This is a genomic window from Streptomyces sp. NPDC018263 (assembly GCF_055562575.1).
The window spans coordinates 604,690-618,125 of record NZ_JBVHFA010000002.1; the positions used below are offsets into that span (position 1 = coordinate 604,690).

General features: G+C 72.6%; 19 protein-coding genes. 11 read left to right on the forward strand and 8 right to left on the reverse strand.

The window, feature by feature from the left end; translation table 11 throughout:
• Positions 1–109 precede the first annotated feature (109 nt).
• Complete coding sequence (locus ACZ3HQ_RS07640) at positions 110–379, forward strand: hypothetical protein (RefSeq protein ID WP_161190000.1); 270 nt, start codon at positions 110–112, stop codon at positions 377–379.
• 60 nt (positions 380–439) lie between these two features.
• Here ACZ3HQ_RS07640 and ACZ3HQ_RS07645 read toward each other — a convergent pair whose 3' ends face one another.
• Together ACZ3HQ_RS07645 and ACZ3HQ_RS07650 are read right to left on the reverse strand one after the other, a co-directional pair.
• Positions 440–1,024, reverse strand: coding sequence for a hydrolase (locus ACZ3HQ_RS07645; RefSeq protein ID WP_467508783.1), 585 nt, complete (start codon positions 1,022–1,024; stop codon positions 440–442).
• A 43-nt stretch (positions 1,025–1,067) separates the two neighbouring features.
• The gene (locus tag ACZ3HQ_RS07650; RefSeq protein ID WP_135793273.1) at positions 1,068–1,505 is read right to left on the reverse strand and encodes a MarR family winged helix-turn-helix transcriptional regulator; all 438 of its coding nucleotides are present in this window, start codon (positions 1,503–1,505) and stop codon (positions 1,068–1,070) included.
• Between the two features lie 88 nt (positions 1,506–1,593).
• Here ACZ3HQ_RS07650 and ACZ3HQ_RS07655 point away from each other — a divergent pair, with 88 nt between their 5' ends.
• Both ACZ3HQ_RS07655 and ACZ3HQ_RS07660 read left to right on the forward strand, forming a co-directional pair.
• Positions 1,594–2,088 carry a metallophosphoesterase family protein gene (locus ACZ3HQ_RS07655; RefSeq protein ID WP_467508784.1) on the forward strand — a complete coding sequence of 165 codons (495 nt, stop codon included), beginning with the start codon at positions 1,594–1,596 and terminating at the stop codon, positions 2,086–2,088.
• A gap of 91 nt (positions 2,089–2,179) precedes the next feature.
• Positions 2,180–3,205 (forward strand): alcohol dehydrogenase, encoded by a 1,026-nt coding sequence (locus ACZ3HQ_RS07660; RefSeq protein WP_467508785.1) that lies wholly within the window; start codon positions 2,180–2,182, stop codon positions 3,203–3,205.
• A gap of 5 nt (positions 3,206–3,210) precedes the next feature.
• On the opposite strand, the gene ACZ3HQ_RS07665 is transcribed toward ACZ3HQ_RS07660, so the two are convergent.
• Together ACZ3HQ_RS07665 and ACZ3HQ_RS07670 are read right to left on the reverse strand one after the other, a co-directional pair.
• Positions 3,211–3,396 (reverse strand): hypothetical protein, encoded by a 186-nt coding sequence (locus ACZ3HQ_RS07665; RefSeq protein WP_467508786.1) that lies wholly within the window; start codon positions 3,394–3,396, stop codon positions 3,211–3,213.
• Positions 3,384–3,749: a nuclear transport factor 2 family protein gene (locus ACZ3HQ_RS07670; protein WP_467508787.1), complete on the reverse strand. Its 366-nt coding sequence runs from the start codon at positions 3,747–3,749 to the stop codon at positions 3,384–3,386. Before ACZ3HQ_RS07670 ends, ACZ3HQ_RS07665 begins: the two co-directional genes overlap by 13 nt.
• Positions 3,750–3,920: 171 nt before the next feature.
• Here ACZ3HQ_RS07670 and ACZ3HQ_RS07675 point away from each other — a divergent pair, with 171 nt between their 5' ends.
• From ACZ3HQ_RS07675 to ACZ3HQ_RS07700, 6 genes are all read left to right on the forward strand, one after another.
• Positions 3,921–4,220, forward strand: a complete 300-nt coding sequence (locus tag ACZ3HQ_RS07675) for a hypothetical protein (RefSeq protein WP_467508788.1) — start codon at positions 3,921–3,923, stop codon at positions 4,218–4,220.
• Positions 4,221–4,392: 172 nt separating this feature from the next.
• Positions 4,393–5,481, forward strand: coding sequence for an S-(hydroxymethyl)mycothiol dehydrogenase (locus ACZ3HQ_RS07680; protein ID WP_467508789.1), 1,089 nt, complete (start codon positions 4,393–4,395; stop codon positions 5,479–5,481).
• A complete protein-coding gene (locus ACZ3HQ_RS07685; RefSeq protein ID WP_467508790.1) occupies positions 5,481–6,110 on the forward strand; it encodes an MBL fold metallo-hydrolase in 630 nt (209 codons plus the stop codon). Before ACZ3HQ_RS07680 ends, ACZ3HQ_RS07685 begins: the two co-directional genes overlap by 1 nt.
• A gap of 76 nt (positions 6,111–6,186) precedes the next feature.
• Entirely contained in the window at positions 6,187–6,996 is an 810-nt protein-coding gene (locus ACZ3HQ_RS07690) for an SDR family NAD(P)-dependent oxidoreductase (protein ID WP_467508791.1), read from the forward strand.
• A 147-nt stretch (positions 6,997–7,143) separates the two neighbouring features.
• Positions 7,144–7,839, forward strand: coding sequence for a L,D-transpeptidase family protein (locus ACZ3HQ_RS07695; protein ID WP_467508792.1), 696 nt, complete (start codon positions 7,144–7,146; stop codon positions 7,837–7,839).
• Positions 7,840–7,982: 143 nt separating this feature from the next.
• Positions 7,983–8,168, forward strand: a complete 186-nt coding sequence (locus tag ACZ3HQ_RS07700; protein WP_086696398.1) for a hypothetical protein — start codon at positions 7,983–7,985, stop codon at positions 8,166–8,168.
• Between the two features lie 112 nt (positions 8,169–8,280).
• Here the strand turns inward: ACZ3HQ_RS07700 and ACZ3HQ_RS07705 are convergent, their stop codons facing one another.
• Both ACZ3HQ_RS07705 and ACZ3HQ_RS07710 read right to left on the reverse strand, forming a co-directional pair.
• Positions 8,281–9,654 carry a S1 family peptidase gene (locus tag ACZ3HQ_RS07705; RefSeq protein ID WP_467508793.1) on the reverse strand — a complete coding sequence of 458 codons (1,374 nt, stop codon included), beginning with the start codon at positions 9,652–9,654 and terminating at the stop codon, positions 8,281–8,283.
• Between the two features lie 136 nt (positions 9,655–9,790).
• Positions 9,791–10,621 carry an SAM-dependent methyltransferase gene (locus tag ACZ3HQ_RS07710; protein WP_467508794.1) on the reverse strand — a complete coding sequence of 277 codons (831 nt, stop codon included), beginning with the start codon at positions 10,619–10,621 and terminating at the stop codon, positions 9,791–9,793.
• A gap of 141 nt (positions 10,622–10,762) precedes the next feature.
• Here ACZ3HQ_RS07710 and ACZ3HQ_RS07715 point away from each other — a divergent pair, with 141 nt between their 5' ends.
• Complete coding sequence (locus ACZ3HQ_RS07715; RefSeq protein WP_467508795.1) at positions 10,763–11,149, forward strand: PPOX class F420-dependent oxidoreductase; 387 nt, start codon at positions 10,763–10,765, stop codon at positions 11,147–11,149.
• Positions 11,150–11,162: 13 nt separating this feature from the next.
• On the opposite strand, the gene ACZ3HQ_RS07720 is transcribed toward ACZ3HQ_RS07715, so the two are convergent.
• Together ACZ3HQ_RS07720 and ACZ3HQ_RS07725 are read right to left on the reverse strand one after the other, a co-directional pair.
• Positions 11,163–11,567 (reverse strand): Zn-ribbon domain-containing OB-fold protein, encoded by a 405-nt coding sequence (locus ACZ3HQ_RS07720; protein ID WP_467508796.1) that lies wholly within the window; start codon positions 11,565–11,567, stop codon positions 11,163–11,165.
• 116 nt (positions 11,568–11,683) lie between these two features.
• Complete coding sequence (locus tag ACZ3HQ_RS07725; RefSeq protein WP_467508797.1) at positions 11,684–12,415, reverse strand: TetR family transcriptional regulator; 732 nt, start codon at positions 12,413–12,415, stop codon at positions 11,684–11,686.
• A gap of 165 nt (positions 12,416–12,580) precedes the next feature.
• On the opposite strand from ACZ3HQ_RS07725, the gene ACZ3HQ_RS07730 reads away from it, so the two are divergent.
• Positions 12,581–13,432, forward strand: coding sequence for an ATP-grasp domain-containing protein (locus ACZ3HQ_RS07730; RefSeq protein WP_467508798.1), 852 nt, complete (start codon positions 12,581–12,583; stop codon positions 13,430–13,432).
• The last annotated feature ends 4 nt before the right edge of the window (positions 13,433–13,436 follow it).

The following is a 13,436-nucleotide window of genomic DNA, read 5'->3' on the forward strand; positions in this document are numbered from 1 at the left end:
GAGAGACCTTGACGAGCCGGGCGACGACGCCCGAAGAAGGGCCCCGGCGGACGGCGCGGACGGCGGCCCCGAGTGGCGGGTTCGCCCGGCGTGCCTAGGGTCGGTTGGTGTGGCACACACCTTCGAAGAACTGGTCCAGAAGCAGCGCGCGGCGGCCGCGGCACACGCCATGGTCGACGAGCTGCGGGACACCTACGGGCCCCCGGCCGAGCGGGCGATGACCGGCGCGCAGTCCGGCACGTACGAGACGGCCCTGCGCGCCTGGCGCGACCTGGCCCGCGATGTGCAGACCGCGCTCAGCGAGTACGCCCGCGACACCGGACGGGCCCGCGCCGAGGTCGAGGCCGAGGTGGAACGGGCGGCGGCCGCCGGGGACTGACCGGACGGCGGCAACGCAAGGGCCCGGCACCCGCGCGGGTGCCGGGCCGTCCCGGCGTGCTCAGGCGTGGGTCTTGGCCAGCAGTTCGAGGATCTCCGCCGTCGTACCGCTCTCCCCGAGGCGGGGGAAGATCCGCTCGACGCTGTTGGTGTGCGCCTCGGCGTCGGCGTCCGCCATGGCGTCGGTGGCCAGGGTGACGTTGTACCCGGCCGCGTACGCGTCACGGGCGGTGGACTCCACGCCGATGCTGGTGGCGATGCCGGTGAGCACGATCTGCGTGACGCCCCGGCGGCGGAGCTGCACCTCCAGGTCGGTGCCGAACAGGGCGCTCCAGTTGTGCTTGGTGACCAGGACGTCCCCGGCGTGCCCGGTCAGCTCCTCCACGATGACGTCCCAGCCCTCGGGGAAGGACAGGCCGCGCGCCTGGCGCTCGGTGCGGCCGGGCACCGCGTCCGCGCCGTCGGCGGCGAAGGAGACCCGGACCAGCACCACGGGCAGCTCACGGGCGCGGAAGGCGTCGGCCAGCTCGGCGCTGCGGGCCACCACGTCCGCGGCGCTGTGCGGCTGGACGGGCATCGCCGTGATCCCGGCCTGGAGGTCGATCACGACGAGGGCGGTACGGGGGTCGAGCGTGGTGACGGACATGCGTCGGCCTTTCGAAAAGGTGTGGGGGCAGGGGGCCCGGTGTTCAGGGGCGGGACAGCCGCTCCAGCAGCTCCAGCGCGGTCAGCACCGTCTCCCGCTCCTCCTCGGTGAACCGGTCCTGGAAGGCGCGGGCCAGCCACTCCTCGCGCAGTTGCCGGTTGCCCTCCACACGGGCGCGGCCCGCCTCGGTGAGGGTGACGAGCTGACGGCGGCCGTCGTCCGGGTCGGGCGCGCGGCGGATCAGTCCCTGCTGGTCCAGCGCGGCGAGCGTGGCCGCCATGGACTGCGGACGGACGCCCTCCGCCGCCGCGAGCGCGCTCGCCGTGGCCGCGCCGTGCTTGCCGACCAGGGAGAGCGCGGACTCCTGCGGGGGCGTGAGATCGGCGTCCCGCGCCACCTCACGGATACGGCGCCGCAGCCGGCTGAACACCACCCGCAGCTCGCGTGCCGCGCGGGCGGCCGAACCGGAGATGTGGACCATGCACGCCACCGTAAGGAGTCTCAGCCCAGCCTGTCCAGTTCGGACTGTTCAGTTTTACCTGTCTATTGCGCTTGCCTACGCTGGAGAGGTGCGTCTTCTCCTGATGTCCGACACCCACCTGCCGAAGCGGGCCAAGCGGCTCCCGGACCGCCTGCTCGCCGAACTCCCGCACGCGGACGTGGTGTTCCACGCCGGCGACTGGGTCGACACCGCCACCCTCGACCTGCTGGAGTCCGGAAGCCGCCGCCTGATCGGGGTGTACGGCAACAACGACGGCCCCGACCTGCGCGCCCGGCTCCCCGAGATCGCCTACGCCGAGCTGGGCGGCCTGCGCTTCGGCGTGGTCCACGAGACCGGGCCCACCCGAGGCCGCGAGGCCCGCTGCGCCGCCCGTTTCTCCGATCTCGACGTGCTGGTCTTCGGACACAGCCACATCCCCTGGGACACCACCGCCCCCGGCGGCCCGCGTCTGCTCAACCCCGGCTCCCCGACCGACCGCCGGCGCCAGCCGCACGCCACGTACATGACCGCCACCGTGGCGGACGGCACCCTCACCGACGTCATCACGCACACGCTTCCGTAGCCCGCCGCGTCGACGCGCGCGATCGGGGTACTGCTGGTCTGCTGGAGCGAGGGCCCGCCCGGGCCCTTCGTGACGTTCTCCGGAGAGGCGTATGAGTACCTATCGAGTGGCGCAGGTGACAGAGCCCGGCGGCAGCTTCGAGCTGGTCGAACGGGAGGTACGGCAGCCGGGCCCCCGCCATGTGCGGATCGCCGTGGAGGCGTGCGGGATCTGCCACAGCGACGCCATGTTCGTCGCGGGCGGCCTGCCCGGCATCTCCTTCCCCGAGGTCGCCGGGCACGAGATCGCCGGGCGGATCGCGGAGCTGGGGGAGGGCACGGCGGAGCGGGACTGGAAGGTCGGGGACCGGGTCGCGGTCGGCTGGTTCGGCGGGAGCTGCGGCTGGTGCAAGCCGTGCCGCGAGGGCGACTTCATCACCTGCGTCCGCCTCCAGGTGCCCGGCTGGGCCTACGACGGCGGCTTCGCCGAGCAGGTGATCGTGCCCGTCGACGCGCTCGCCCGCATCCCCGAGGGACTGGACGCCGCCGACGCCGGGCCCATGGCCTGCGCGGGCGTCACCACCTTCAACGCCCTGCGGCGCACCGACGCCCGGCCCGGCGGGGATCTGGTCGCCGTCCTCGGGGTCGGCGGGCTCGGGCACCTCGGGGTGCAGTACGCGGCCGCGATGGGCTTCGAGACCGTCGCCATCGCGCGCGGCGCCGAGAAGGAGGACTTCGCGCGCGAACTGGGCGCGCACCACTACATCGACAGCACCTCCGGCACCCCGGTCGCCGAGGCGCTCCAGGCGCTCGGCGGGGCCAAGGTGGTGCTGGCCACCGCCGGGAACTCCGACGCCATGTCCGCCACCGTGGACGGCCTCGCCCCGCGCGGCCAGCTCGTCGTCATCGGCGCCACCATGGAGCCGCTCGACATCAGCCCGGTCCAGCTCCTCATGGGCGGCCGCGAGGTCAAGGGGCACCCCTCCGGCACCTCCCAGGACGTGCAGGACACCATGGAGTTCAGCGTGCTGCACGGCATCCGCCCGATGAGCGAGTCCGTACCGCTGGACGACGTCGACTCCGCCTTCCAGAAGATGCTCTCGGGCAAGGCCCGCTTCCGGATGGTCCTGACCACCTGACCCGCTCAGCGGTGCCGACGCGGCAGCCGGGGCCGCACCACCCGGAGCAGCGCCAGCGCCAGCCGGGCCGGCCGGGGCAGTACGGAGTGCCGGGAGCCCGGCGGCGGGCCCGATCCCAGCCGCGCCGAGAAGGTCCAGGTCAGCCGGGAGCTGACCTGGACCCGCGCGAGCCTCGCGCCTACTCGTCCCATGCCTGGATGAGGATCTGGTCCGAGATCCGGCCGTCGCGCAGCGTGACCATCGACTCGGCGTAGACCTTGTTGCCGTCCGGGTACTGGCACGACTCGGTGAACGCCGCGTGGTCGCCGTCGATGACGCACTGGTCGAGCCGGTGGATCATGTCGCGGCTGTAGATGTCCGCGAGCATCTCCTGGATCTCGCCCCGGCCGCGCAGCACCTTGGGGTGGCTCGGCTGGTCGGCCTGGTCGATGACGCGGATCTGCGCGTCGTCCTCGTACAGCGCCAGCAGGCCCTCTCCGGAGTCCGCCTCGATGGCCTCGCGCAGCGCCTCCGTGGTGAAGGCGGAGTCTTTTCTGCTGCCCATGGTGACCTCCTTCGTACGCCCGCGGCCCGGCGGGCGGCGGACCGCGGGGGCCCACATCCGAGACTCCTCCGCCCCGGCGGCGACGGCAAACGCAAGGGGCCGGGTCCGCCTCACGAGTGAGCGACGGCCACCGCCCGTGTCCGGCGCGGGGGGACGGGCGTTGCTCAAGGCATGATCTCAACACGACGCATCGTCGCCGCCGTCGGTCTGGCCGTCGGTGTCACGGGCCTTGCCGCACCCATGGCGAACGCGGCCGACGCGAGCGCACCGGCGGGCGGGCAGCTCAACCCGATGACCGTGCTGGACGACGTCGCCCTCAGCGAACTCCCGCCCCAGGCCCAGAGCCAGGTCCCGCGCGTCGGCGAGCAGTTGCGCGGCCTGAACCAGGTGAGCGAGCTGAACCGGCTGAACGAACTGCACCAGCTCACCGACCTCGCCGCCCCCGTCACCGGACTGCTCCCCGGCCTCTAGGGCCGGCGGGCACCGGAAACTGAACAGCCGTACCCCTGAGGGCCGTCCGCGACCGGGCGGCCCTCGCTCGTGCCGGGAAACCCGCTGGTCCACGCCCTCGCGGAACCCTCCCGGCGGCCCTGGGTGGCGTAGGGTCGAGGCGATGGGAACACCGACGGGAAGGGGCCTGACCATGGCGCAGGAAGTACGCGGCGTCGTCGCACCGGGGAAGGACGAGCCGGTACGGATCGAGACGATCGTGATCCCCGATCCGGGCCCCGGCGAGGCCGTCGTGGACATCCAGGCGTGCGGGGTCTGCCACACCGATCTGCACTACAAGCAGGGCGCCATCTCCGACGACTACCCCTTCCTGCTCGGCCACGAGGCCGCCGGTGTCGTGGAGTCGGTGGGGGAGGGCGTCACCGACGTGGCGCCCGGTGACTTCGTGATCCTCAACTGGCGTGCGGTGTGCGGGAATTGCCGGGCCTGTCTGCGCGGTCGCCCCTGGTACTGCTTCAACACCCACAACGCGAAGCAGAAGATGACCCTCGCCTCCACCGGGCAGGAACTCACCCCCGCGCTCGGCATCGGCGCCTTCGCCGAGAAGACCCTCGTCGCGGCCGGCCAGTGCACCAAGGTCGACCCCGAGGTCTCCCCGGCCGTCGCCGGACTGCTCGGCTGCGGTGTGATGGCGGGCATCGGCGCGGCCATCAACACCGGCAACGTGGGCCGGGGCGACTCCGTCGCCGTCATCGGCTGCGGCGGCGTCGGGGACGCGGCCATCGCCGGGTCCGCTCTGGCCGGGGCCGCGAAGATCATCGCCGTCGACATCGACGACCGCAAGCTTCGGACGGCGCGCACGCTGGGCGCCACCCACACGGTCAACTCCAAGGAGACCGACCCGGTCGAGGCGATCCGCGAACTCACCGGCGGCTTCGGCGCCGACGTGGTGATCGACGCGGTCGGCCGTCCGGAGACCTACCGGCAGGCGTTCTACGCCCGCGACCTGGCGGGCACCGTCGTCCTGGTCGGCGTACCCACCCCGGAGATGAAGCTCGAACTGCCCCTGCTGGACGTGTTCGGCCGCGGCGGCTCCCTCAAGTCCTCATGGTACGGCGACTGTCTGCCCTCGCGGGACTTCCCGATGCTGATCGACCTGCACCTCCAGGGACGCCTGCCGCTGGACGCGTTCGTCACCGAGACCATCCAACTGGACCAGGTGGAGCAGGCGTTCGAGCGGATGCACCGCGGCGACGTACTGCGATCGGTGGTGGAGTTCTGATGACCGCCCGCATCGAACGCCTCGTCACCTCCGGCCAGTTCACCCTCGACGGGGGAAGCTGGGACGTCGACAACAACGTGTGGATCGTCGGCGACGACCACGAGGCCGTCGTCATCGACCCCGCGCATGACGCCGAGGCCATCCTCGCGGCCGTGGGCGACCGCCGGCTCACCGCGATCGTGTGCACCCACGCGCACAACGACCATGTGAACGCGGCCCCCGCCCTCGCCGACCTCACCGGCGCCACCATCTGGCTCCACCCGGACGACCTGCCGCTCTGGCGGCTCACCCACCCCGACCGCGAGCCCGACGAGCACCTGGTCGACGGCCAGGTGCTGGAGGCCGCCGGAGCCGACCTGACCGTGCTGCACACGCCCGGCCACGCCCCCGGCGCCGTCTGCCTCTACGACCCCGGCCTCTGCGCGCTGTTCAGCGGCGACACCCTCTTCCAGGGCGGCCCCGGCGCCACCGGGCGGTCGTACTCGCACTTCCCGACGATCATCGACTCGATCCGCGACCGGCTGCTCACCCTCCCCGCGGAGACCAAGGTGCTCACCGGACACGGCGACCCCACGACGATCGGGGAGGAGTCGGGCCACCTCCAGGAGTGGATCGACCGGGGCCACTGAGCCCCACGGCCTGACCGGGGCCACCGCGGCCGGACAGCCTCTGTCGCGGTGGCCCCCGCTGCCCTACCGTCGGCCCATGACCGATCTCACCCATCGCTTCACGGGCCACGGAGCCCTCGTCACGGGCGCGGGCCGGGGCATCGGCGCGGCCGTCGCCCGGCGCCTCGCCCAGGAGGGTGCCCAGGTCCTGGTCACCGACCAGGACGCGCCCGAGGCCGAGCGCGTCGCCGCCGCTCTGCGCCAAGAGGGGCTGACCGCCGAGGCGTTGGTGTGCGACGTGGCCGACCGGGCCTCGGTGGACGCGGCCGTCGCCCGCGCGGTCGACGCCTTCGGCTCGCTCGACGTACTGGTCAACTGCGCCGCCCACTGCTCACCGGACGCGGGACCGAAGTTCGAGGACGACCCGGACGAGTCCTGGGCCCGTGACCTCGACATCACTCTCGGCGGGGTCCGCCGCTGCTGCCAGGCCGCGCTGCCCCACCTCGCCGCCTCCGGCCGGGGCGCCATCGTGAGCATCGGCTCGGTCAACGGTCTGATGGACTTCGGCAACCATGCCTACAGCGCCGCCAAGGCCGGCCTCGGCTCCCTCACCCGTACCCTCGCCGGGCGCTCGGCCGCCCGCGGGGTCCGGGTCAACCTGGTTGCGCCGGGCACCGTGCGCACCTCCGCCTGGGAGGGCCGCGACGACGACCTGGACGCCGTGCGTGACTGCTACCCGCTCGGCCGGATCGGCGAGCCCGAGGACATCGCGGCGGCCGTCGCCTTCCTCGCCTCCCGCGACGCCGCCTGGATCACCGGCACCACCCTCGTCGTCGACGGCGGCCTGACCTCGGTGCACACCGGGTTCCGGACCGCGATGGACGGCAGCCGCGGCGGGCCGGGGTAAAGTTCACCGTTTCGTCACAGCATGCCGGAAACACAACCATCCGGCCGATGAGCCGGTCTAGTAGGCCGAAAGCCCCTGGAACCACCGGGGCCGTGAACCCCGGGAGACGCACCCGGGACCCGCAGGGGAGAAGGGATGGGGCCGACCATGGGCGACATACGCAGACGGGGAGCCGTCGCACTCGGGGTCGGCGCGCTGGTCGCGCCGCTCACCCTCGCCGCCACCGCCACTCCGGCCCAGGCCGCGAGCTGCACCACCAAGGCGGGCCCGTACCAGAAGCAGGTCGAGCGGTTCCTGGGCCGCAAGGCCGACGGCAAGCAGTCCTCGGGGGACTGCTCGGCCATCCGCAGCTTCCAGACCAAGCACGGCATCACCCCGAACATCGGCTACGCCGGCCCGGTCACCTGGGGCGTGATGGACCTCATGAACCGGCAGAAGGCCGTGGGGAAGAACCCCAACAAGGACGGCAAGTGCCCGGTGAACAAGGGCCGCATCGCCTGCGTGAACCTCACGCTCCAGCTCAGTTGGGTCCAGGACGGCAAGAAGCTGGTCTACGGCCCGGTCCCGGTGCGCACCGGCCGCGACAAGTACGAGACCCGCACCGGCCTGAAGAAGATCTACTGGCGTGACATCGACCACGTCTCCAGCCTCTACGACGTGCCGATGCCCTACAGCCAGTTCTTCGACGGCGGGCAGGCGTTCCACTCCGTCGGTCTCAGCATGTGGAACCCGCCGGGCTCCCACGGCTGTGTGAACATGACCACGAAGGACGCGAAGAAGTACTGGTCGCTGCTGAAGAACGGCGACGACGTCTTCGTCTACGGCCGCAAGCCCGGCACCTGAGCACGCCCCGCGTGCGGACGGGCGGGCCGACCCGGCCGGGCCGAACTCGCCCTTCCGCACGGCTTCTTGACGTGATGAGCAACACGGTCCGAAATGCCCGAATAGCGCGTACTTATTCACGGTGCCTTCACGGGGACCGGCATATGCTTCACACCATGTCCACCACTGCTGAAGCCTCCTGCGGGCGCTCGGCCGCGGAGGTCAACGAGGAGATCCGGGCCCTGTGGCGCCGGTCGGGCGGCATCCTGACCAGCGAGCAGCGCGCGGAGTACCAGCGCCTCGTGATGGAGTGGGCCGCCGCGGCCCCGACGCCGCGCCGCCCGGTCTGACCGGACCCCGCAGAGCCACCGTCGAACCGCCCGGAGGGCACCCGTGACAGGGTGCCCTCCTTTGTCGCGCCCGCATCCGTGCCGTGCCGTGCCTTGCCGTGCCGGGCCTGGATCAGCCCCAGGTCGCCGAGTAGTACCGCTGATACGCCTTGCGGTCCTGCTCGGCGCGGATGTACCGGGTGGCGACCAGCGCGATCACACTGCCCGCGATCACCAGCAGTCCGGGGCCGATGTTGCGGGTGTCGGTGAGCCGGGCCAGCAGCGTCTGCCCCTCCGCTCCGGTCACCGGGGCCGAGGAGCCGGGGCGGGCCGCGCTCGGGGTCATCCCGCCCCGGCCTGCCTCCGTCGCGGGAGTGGGGGCGGCGCCCTGGGCGCCGGGGGGCGGGGTGGCGGTGATGAGCTTGACGTTCAGCGCGCCGAGCGCCTTGGTCACCGGCTGGAAGAAGGTCGTACCGCCGGTGGTGCAGTCGCCGTTGCCGCCCGAGGTGACGCCGAGGGCGACCCCGTCGGAGAACATCGGGCCGCCGCTGTCGCCGGGTTCGGCGCACACATCGGTCTGGATCAGGCCGGTGACGGTGCCCTCGGGGTAGTTCACGGTCGCGTTGAGCGCGGTCACCTGGCCGTCGTGCAGGCCGCTGGTGCTGCCGCTGCGGAACACCCGCTGGCCCACGGCCGCGTCGCCCGCGCCGGTGATGCGCACGCCCTTGCCGCCGCCGACCGCGACCACGTCGGCGCCCTGGCCGGCCTTGTTCGTGTCGTACTGGACGAGGGAGAAGTCGCCACCGGGGAAGCTGCTGTTGACCGTGGCGCCGAGCTGCCGGGTGCCCTGGCCGTCCGCGAACCAGATGGAGCCGGTCGGCCCGCAGTGCCCGGCCGTGAGGATGAAGTCCCGCTGCCCGTCGGTCACGTTGAACCCGGCCGAGCAGCGGCCGGCGGTCGAGAGGATCGGCTGGGCGCCGTTGAGCCGGGTGGTGAACCTGCCCTGCGTCCGCTCCATGGTCACGAAGTCGCCGATGCGCGCGGCTGCTCGGGTCATCCTCGTCCAGTCGCCGGACGACACCGTACGGTCCCCGCTCACCACGATCCGGTTGGTGCGGTAGTCCACCGCCCACGCGGTGCCCGGCACGCGGGGCGCCGAACGCAGCGCGGCGGTGGCCGACTTCAGCTCGTTCATGCTGTGGCCGACGACCTTCGCCCGCGCCCCGGCCGCGCGCACCTCGGCGGCCGCCCGCTCGTCGGTGACGGCGACGACCGGACGGCCCTCGGCGTCCACCCAGTTGCCCGCCGAGCGGGCCGTGCCGAGCTTGGCGGCGAGCGCCGCGCCCTTGGTCCCGGCCGTACCGGCCGCGCTGAACGTGCCGGCCGGCGCGGCCGGGGTCTCGCTCGCCATGGCCGCCTGCGCGACCATCCCTCCTCCCAGGAGGAGTCCGCCGACCGCCGCCAGCCGTGTCACTCGCCGGACGACCCGCCGTCGTGCGTGCCTCATGCCAGACTCCCGAACCCCGAGCGCGCACCGCCCGTACCGGCGGCACGGGGCCCTCCGGTCGTGAGCGCCCCCCGTCAGTACGGGGCCGGGGCCGGGAGTGTTCACCGGACGGAACGATTCCGCCCGGCTTCCGGGGTCACTTCTTGCGGGCCACCCCGCCGAACATGGCGACCTCCTCCGGCTCGGTGTCCCCGGCGCCCTCGGGACGCCAGCGCGAGCAGGACACCACGCCCGGCTCCAGCAGCTCCAGGCCGTCGAAGAAGCGGGTCACGTCCTCGGGAGTGCGCTGGGTGAGCTTGGGGGTGCCGTTCTCGTTCCAGAACTTCACCGCCTCGTCCACGTCCGGCATCGAGGGGCTGGTGACGGTGTGCGACAGCACCAGGTAGCTCCCCGACGGCAGCCGGTCCACCAACTGCCGCACCAGGCCGTAGGGGTCCTCGTCGTCGCCGATGAAGATGACCACGCCGAGCAGCATCAGGGCCACCGGCTGGCTGAAGTCCAGGGTCTTCGCCGCGTGTTCGAAGATCGCGTCGATGTTGCGCAGATCCTCGTCGAGGTAGTCGGTACGGCCCTCGGGGGTGCTGGTCAGCAGGGCGCGGGCGTGGGTGAGGACCAGGGGGTCGTTGTCGACGTAGACGACCCGCGCCTCCGGTGCGACGCCCTGCGCGACCTCGTGCGTGTTGTCGGCAGTGGGCAGCCCGGTGCCGATGTCCAGGAACTGCCGTATGCCCAGGTCGCCGACCAGATGACGCACGGCACGGCCCAGGAAGAGGCGGTCGTGGCGGGCGTACTCCCCGATGCCGGGGTGCAGTCGGCGGATCTGGTCGCCGGCCGCGCGGTCGACCTCGTAGTTGTCCTTGCCGCCGAGCCAGTAGTTCCAGATCCGGGCGGTGTGCGGCTGGCCGGTGTTGATACGGGCGCGCAGGGACACGGCCACGTCGTTGGTGGCGGCCGGGTTGTCGGTCACGGGGGTCAGCTCCTGGGGTGCCTGGGGCGGGAGGTACCGGTCAAGACGCAATCTAGACGCCGGAGTTGCTCCGCGCCGCAGGTCCGCGGCATTGGGGGTGTCCGCGCGGCCCCGGAGAGGGCCCCTCGTAGACTCGGAGCCATGGACGACGCGCTAGTGTCCCGGCTCGGCTCGGGCAAGTATCTGCTGGTCACCAGCTACCGCAAGGACGGCAGCCCGGTGGCGACCCCGGTCTGGGTCGTCCCCGACGGCGACGCCCTCGGTGTCTGGACGGCCGCGGACAGCTACAAGGTCAAGCGCATCCGCCGCCGTGCCGACGTCCTGGTGGGCCCCTGCGACATGCGCGGCCGCCCGACCGGTGCCCCGCACCCCGCGCACGCCGAGATCGCCGACCCCGCCACCACGGCCCGCTACCGCACCCTGATCGCCCGCAAGTACGGCCTCGTGGGCCGCCTCACCCTCCTGGGCAGCAAGCTGCGGCGCGGCACCGAGGGCACGGTGGGGATTCGGGTGACGTTCCCGGCCTAGGGGGCCGACCGACTCAGGTCCACGCCCGGCAGGACTCGTCCAGCAGTTGGAACACCGGCTCGCCGCGCACCGGGTCCTTGGCCGTGGACAGGCGGACGCGGTCGCCGCTGTGGATGCCGATCGGGGGGCCCATGACCCGGCCGCGTACGACGAAGCCCTCGGCGAGTTCGACGAGGGAGACGTTGCGGGCGGCGGGGGTGTTGCGGTGGACGGTGGTGGAGTGGCGGACCGTGCCGACGCCCTCGCTGCGCTCGGTGCGGAGGTCGCTGCCCTGGCACACCGGACACAGGAGCCGGTGGTACATCGCGGTGCCGCACCAGCCGCAGCGCTGGTACTCGAGGGAGTCGGCGGGGCGCTCGGTCAGGAGGCCCGCCGAGCCCGCCACAGGCTGGGCCGTTCCTGCTGAGTGGTGGTACACGCTCGTCAACTCCCTGCACTGGGCCGGAATCCGCTCGTGCCCGATGCCGTGCCACCGTGCACGAGCGACAGCGTATGGCACTCAGTGTCACTCGTAAAGGCACTGCGTACCCTGATTTACCGGCTCTCGCCCTGGGCCGCCTCGAACTGCCGCACCACCTGCCAGAGGGGAGCGTCCCGCCGGGCCACCAGGACCACCACGTCGTCGGGGCGCGGCGACTCGGGTGGGAAGGGGGAGGGCGCGGGCCGGGCCTGCGGGTCGGCGAAGGCCGTCCGCACACAGTCCAGCGCGTGGTCCACGGCCGCCTCCGCGTCCCCCTTGCCGTCCGAACGCAGCCACGAGCGCAGGGCGTTGTTGTGCGCGGCGACCACCGCGGCCGCGATCACGTCCGCGCGCAGCGTGCCGTCGGGCCGCCCCGCGAACCGGCCGCGCAGATACGCGGCGAGCGCCCGCTCGTAGCGCCAGACCACCGACAGCTCGTACGCCCGCAGCCCCGGCACCCGGCGCGTCAGCCGGTAGCGCTGGACCGAGAACGCCGGGTTCTCCGCGTACATGCGCAGCACCAGCCGGGCCGCGTCGCACACCCGCCGCACCGGCTCCTCGTCGCTTTCGCCCGCCGCGAGGAACGCGGTCATGTCGGCCAGGCAGCTCTCGTGGTCGGGGAAGACCACATCCTCCTTGGAGGGGAAGTAGCGGAAGAACGACCGCCGTCCGACCTCCGCCAGCGCCACGATGTCGTCCACCGTGGTCTGCTCGTACCCGCGCTCCAGGAAGAGCTGGAAGGCGGCCGCCACCAGGGCGTCGCGCATCGGCGGCTTCGCGGGCGGCGCCGCACTGCTGGTGCTCATGGACGGGAACGTAGCACTCGGAACCCCCGTCTGGCACTGAGTGCACCAGACAGGGCCTGGTGAGGGAACCGAGTGCTCCGCGCGGGCCCGGCGATCATCGTCCACCTGCTGCGACGTAACCTTTCTCCACCCTGTCGGCACCCGGCCCGTACGAGGAGATCCCGTATGCCCTCCGCCCGCCCCCGCCTGCTCTACGTCACCGACCTGGCGTACCCGGCCCGCGGGCGTCGCTACGGCGACGAGGACGTCTTCCTCACCTCCCGGCTCCGCGACCACTTCGACCTCGCCCTGTGCCACCCGATGGACGCGGCCGCGCTGATGGACGGCTTCGACGCCGTCGTGGTCCGCAACAGCGGCCCCGTGCTGGGCTACCTCACCGAGTACGAGGCGTTCCGCGCCCGCGCGCTGGAGACCGGCACCCTGGTCTACAACCCGCTGACCGGCAAGGCCGACATGGCCGGCAAGGGGTATCTGCTCGACCTCACCGAGGCCGGCCTCCCGGTCATCCCGACCGTCGACCGCGCCGAGGACCTGCACCGGCTGCCGGCCGCCGACCGGTACGTGGTCAAGCCGACCCAGGGCGCGGACTCCCTCGGACTGCGCACCGTCCCGGCGAGCCGTGTGGCCGAGGCCCCGGTGGCGGACGGCTCGGTCCTGGTCCAGCCGCACATCGACTTCGTCCACGAGGTGTCCTTCTACTTCGTGGACGACGACTTCCAGTACGCCCTCTACGCCCCCGACCCCCGCGACCGCTGGGACCTCAAGCCGTACCGGGCGACCGCCGCCGACCTGGAGTTCGCGCGCGGCTTCATCGACTGGAACGCGCTCGGCCACGGCATCCAGCGTGTCGACGCCTGCCGCACCCTGGAGGGCGAGCTGCTCCTGGTCGAGCTGGAGGACCTGAACCCCTATCTCTCCCTGGACGTGCTCCCCGAGGAGGAGCAGGAGGCGTTCGTGGGCACGCTCACCGCGTCCCTGAGCCGTTTCGTGCTGGCGGGCGCCCTGGCCCCGGCGTGACGGG

Bases quoted from the DNA above. Each gene is read 5' to 3' on its own strand.
- ACZ3HQ_RS07645 (WP_467508783.1), bottom strand. From the start codon at position 1,024: ATGTCCGTCACCACGCTCGACCCCCGTACCGCCCTCGTCGTGATCGAC.
- ACZ3HQ_RS07650 (WP_135793273.1), bottom strand. From the start codon at position 1,505: ATGGTCCACATCTCCGGTTCGGCCGCCCGCGCGGCACGCGAGCTGCGG.
- ACZ3HQ_RS07660 (WP_467508785.1), top strand. From the start codon at position 2,180: ATGAGTACCTATCGAGTGGCGCAGGTGACAGAGCCCGGCGGCAGCTTC.
- ACZ3HQ_RS07665 (WP_467508786.1), bottom strand. From the start codon at position 3,396: ATGGGACGAGTAGGCGCGAGGCTCGCGCGGGTCCAGGTCAGCTCCCGG.
- ACZ3HQ_RS07670 (WP_467508787.1), bottom strand. From the start codon at position 3,749: ATGGGCAGCAGAAAAGACTCCGCCTTCACCACGGAGGCGCTGCGCGAG.
- ACZ3HQ_RS07675 (WP_467508788.1), top strand. From the start codon at position 3,921: ATGATCTCAACACGACGCATCGTCGCCGCCGTCGGTCTGGCCGTCGGT.
- ACZ3HQ_RS07680 (WP_467508789.1), top strand. From the start codon at position 4,393: ATGGCGCAGGAAGTACGCGGCGTCGTCGCACCGGGGAAGGACGAGCCG.
- ACZ3HQ_RS07685 (WP_467508790.1), top strand. From the start codon at position 5,481: ATGACCGCCCGCATCGAACGCCTCGTCACCTCCGGCCAGTTCACCCTC.
- ACZ3HQ_RS07690 (WP_467508791.1), top strand. From the start codon at position 6,187: ATGACCGATCTCACCCATCGCTTCACGGGCCACGGAGCCCTCGTCACG.
- ACZ3HQ_RS07695 (WP_467508792.1), top strand. From the start codon at position 7,144: ATGGGCGACATACGCAGACGGGGAGCCGTCGCACTCGGGGTCGGCGCG.
- ACZ3HQ_RS07700 (WP_086696398.1), top strand. From the start codon at position 7,983: ATGCTTCACACCATGTCCACCACTGCTGAAGCCTCCTGCGGGCGCTCG.
- ACZ3HQ_RS07705 (WP_467508793.1), bottom strand. From the start codon at position 9,654: ATGAGGCACGCACGACGGCGGGTCGTCCGGCGAGTGACACGGCTGGCG.
- ACZ3HQ_RS07715 (WP_467508795.1), top strand. From the start codon at position 10,763: ATGGACGACGCGCTAGTGTCCCGGCTCGGCTCGGGCAAGTATCTGCTG.
- ACZ3HQ_RS07725 (WP_467508797.1), bottom strand. From the start codon at position 12,415: ATGAGCACCAGCAGTGCGGCGCCGCCCGCGAAGCCGCCGATGCGCGAC.
- ACZ3HQ_RS07730 (WP_467508798.1), top strand. From the start codon at position 12,581: ATGCCCTCCGCCCGCCCCCGCCTGCTCTACGTCACCGACCTGGCGTAC.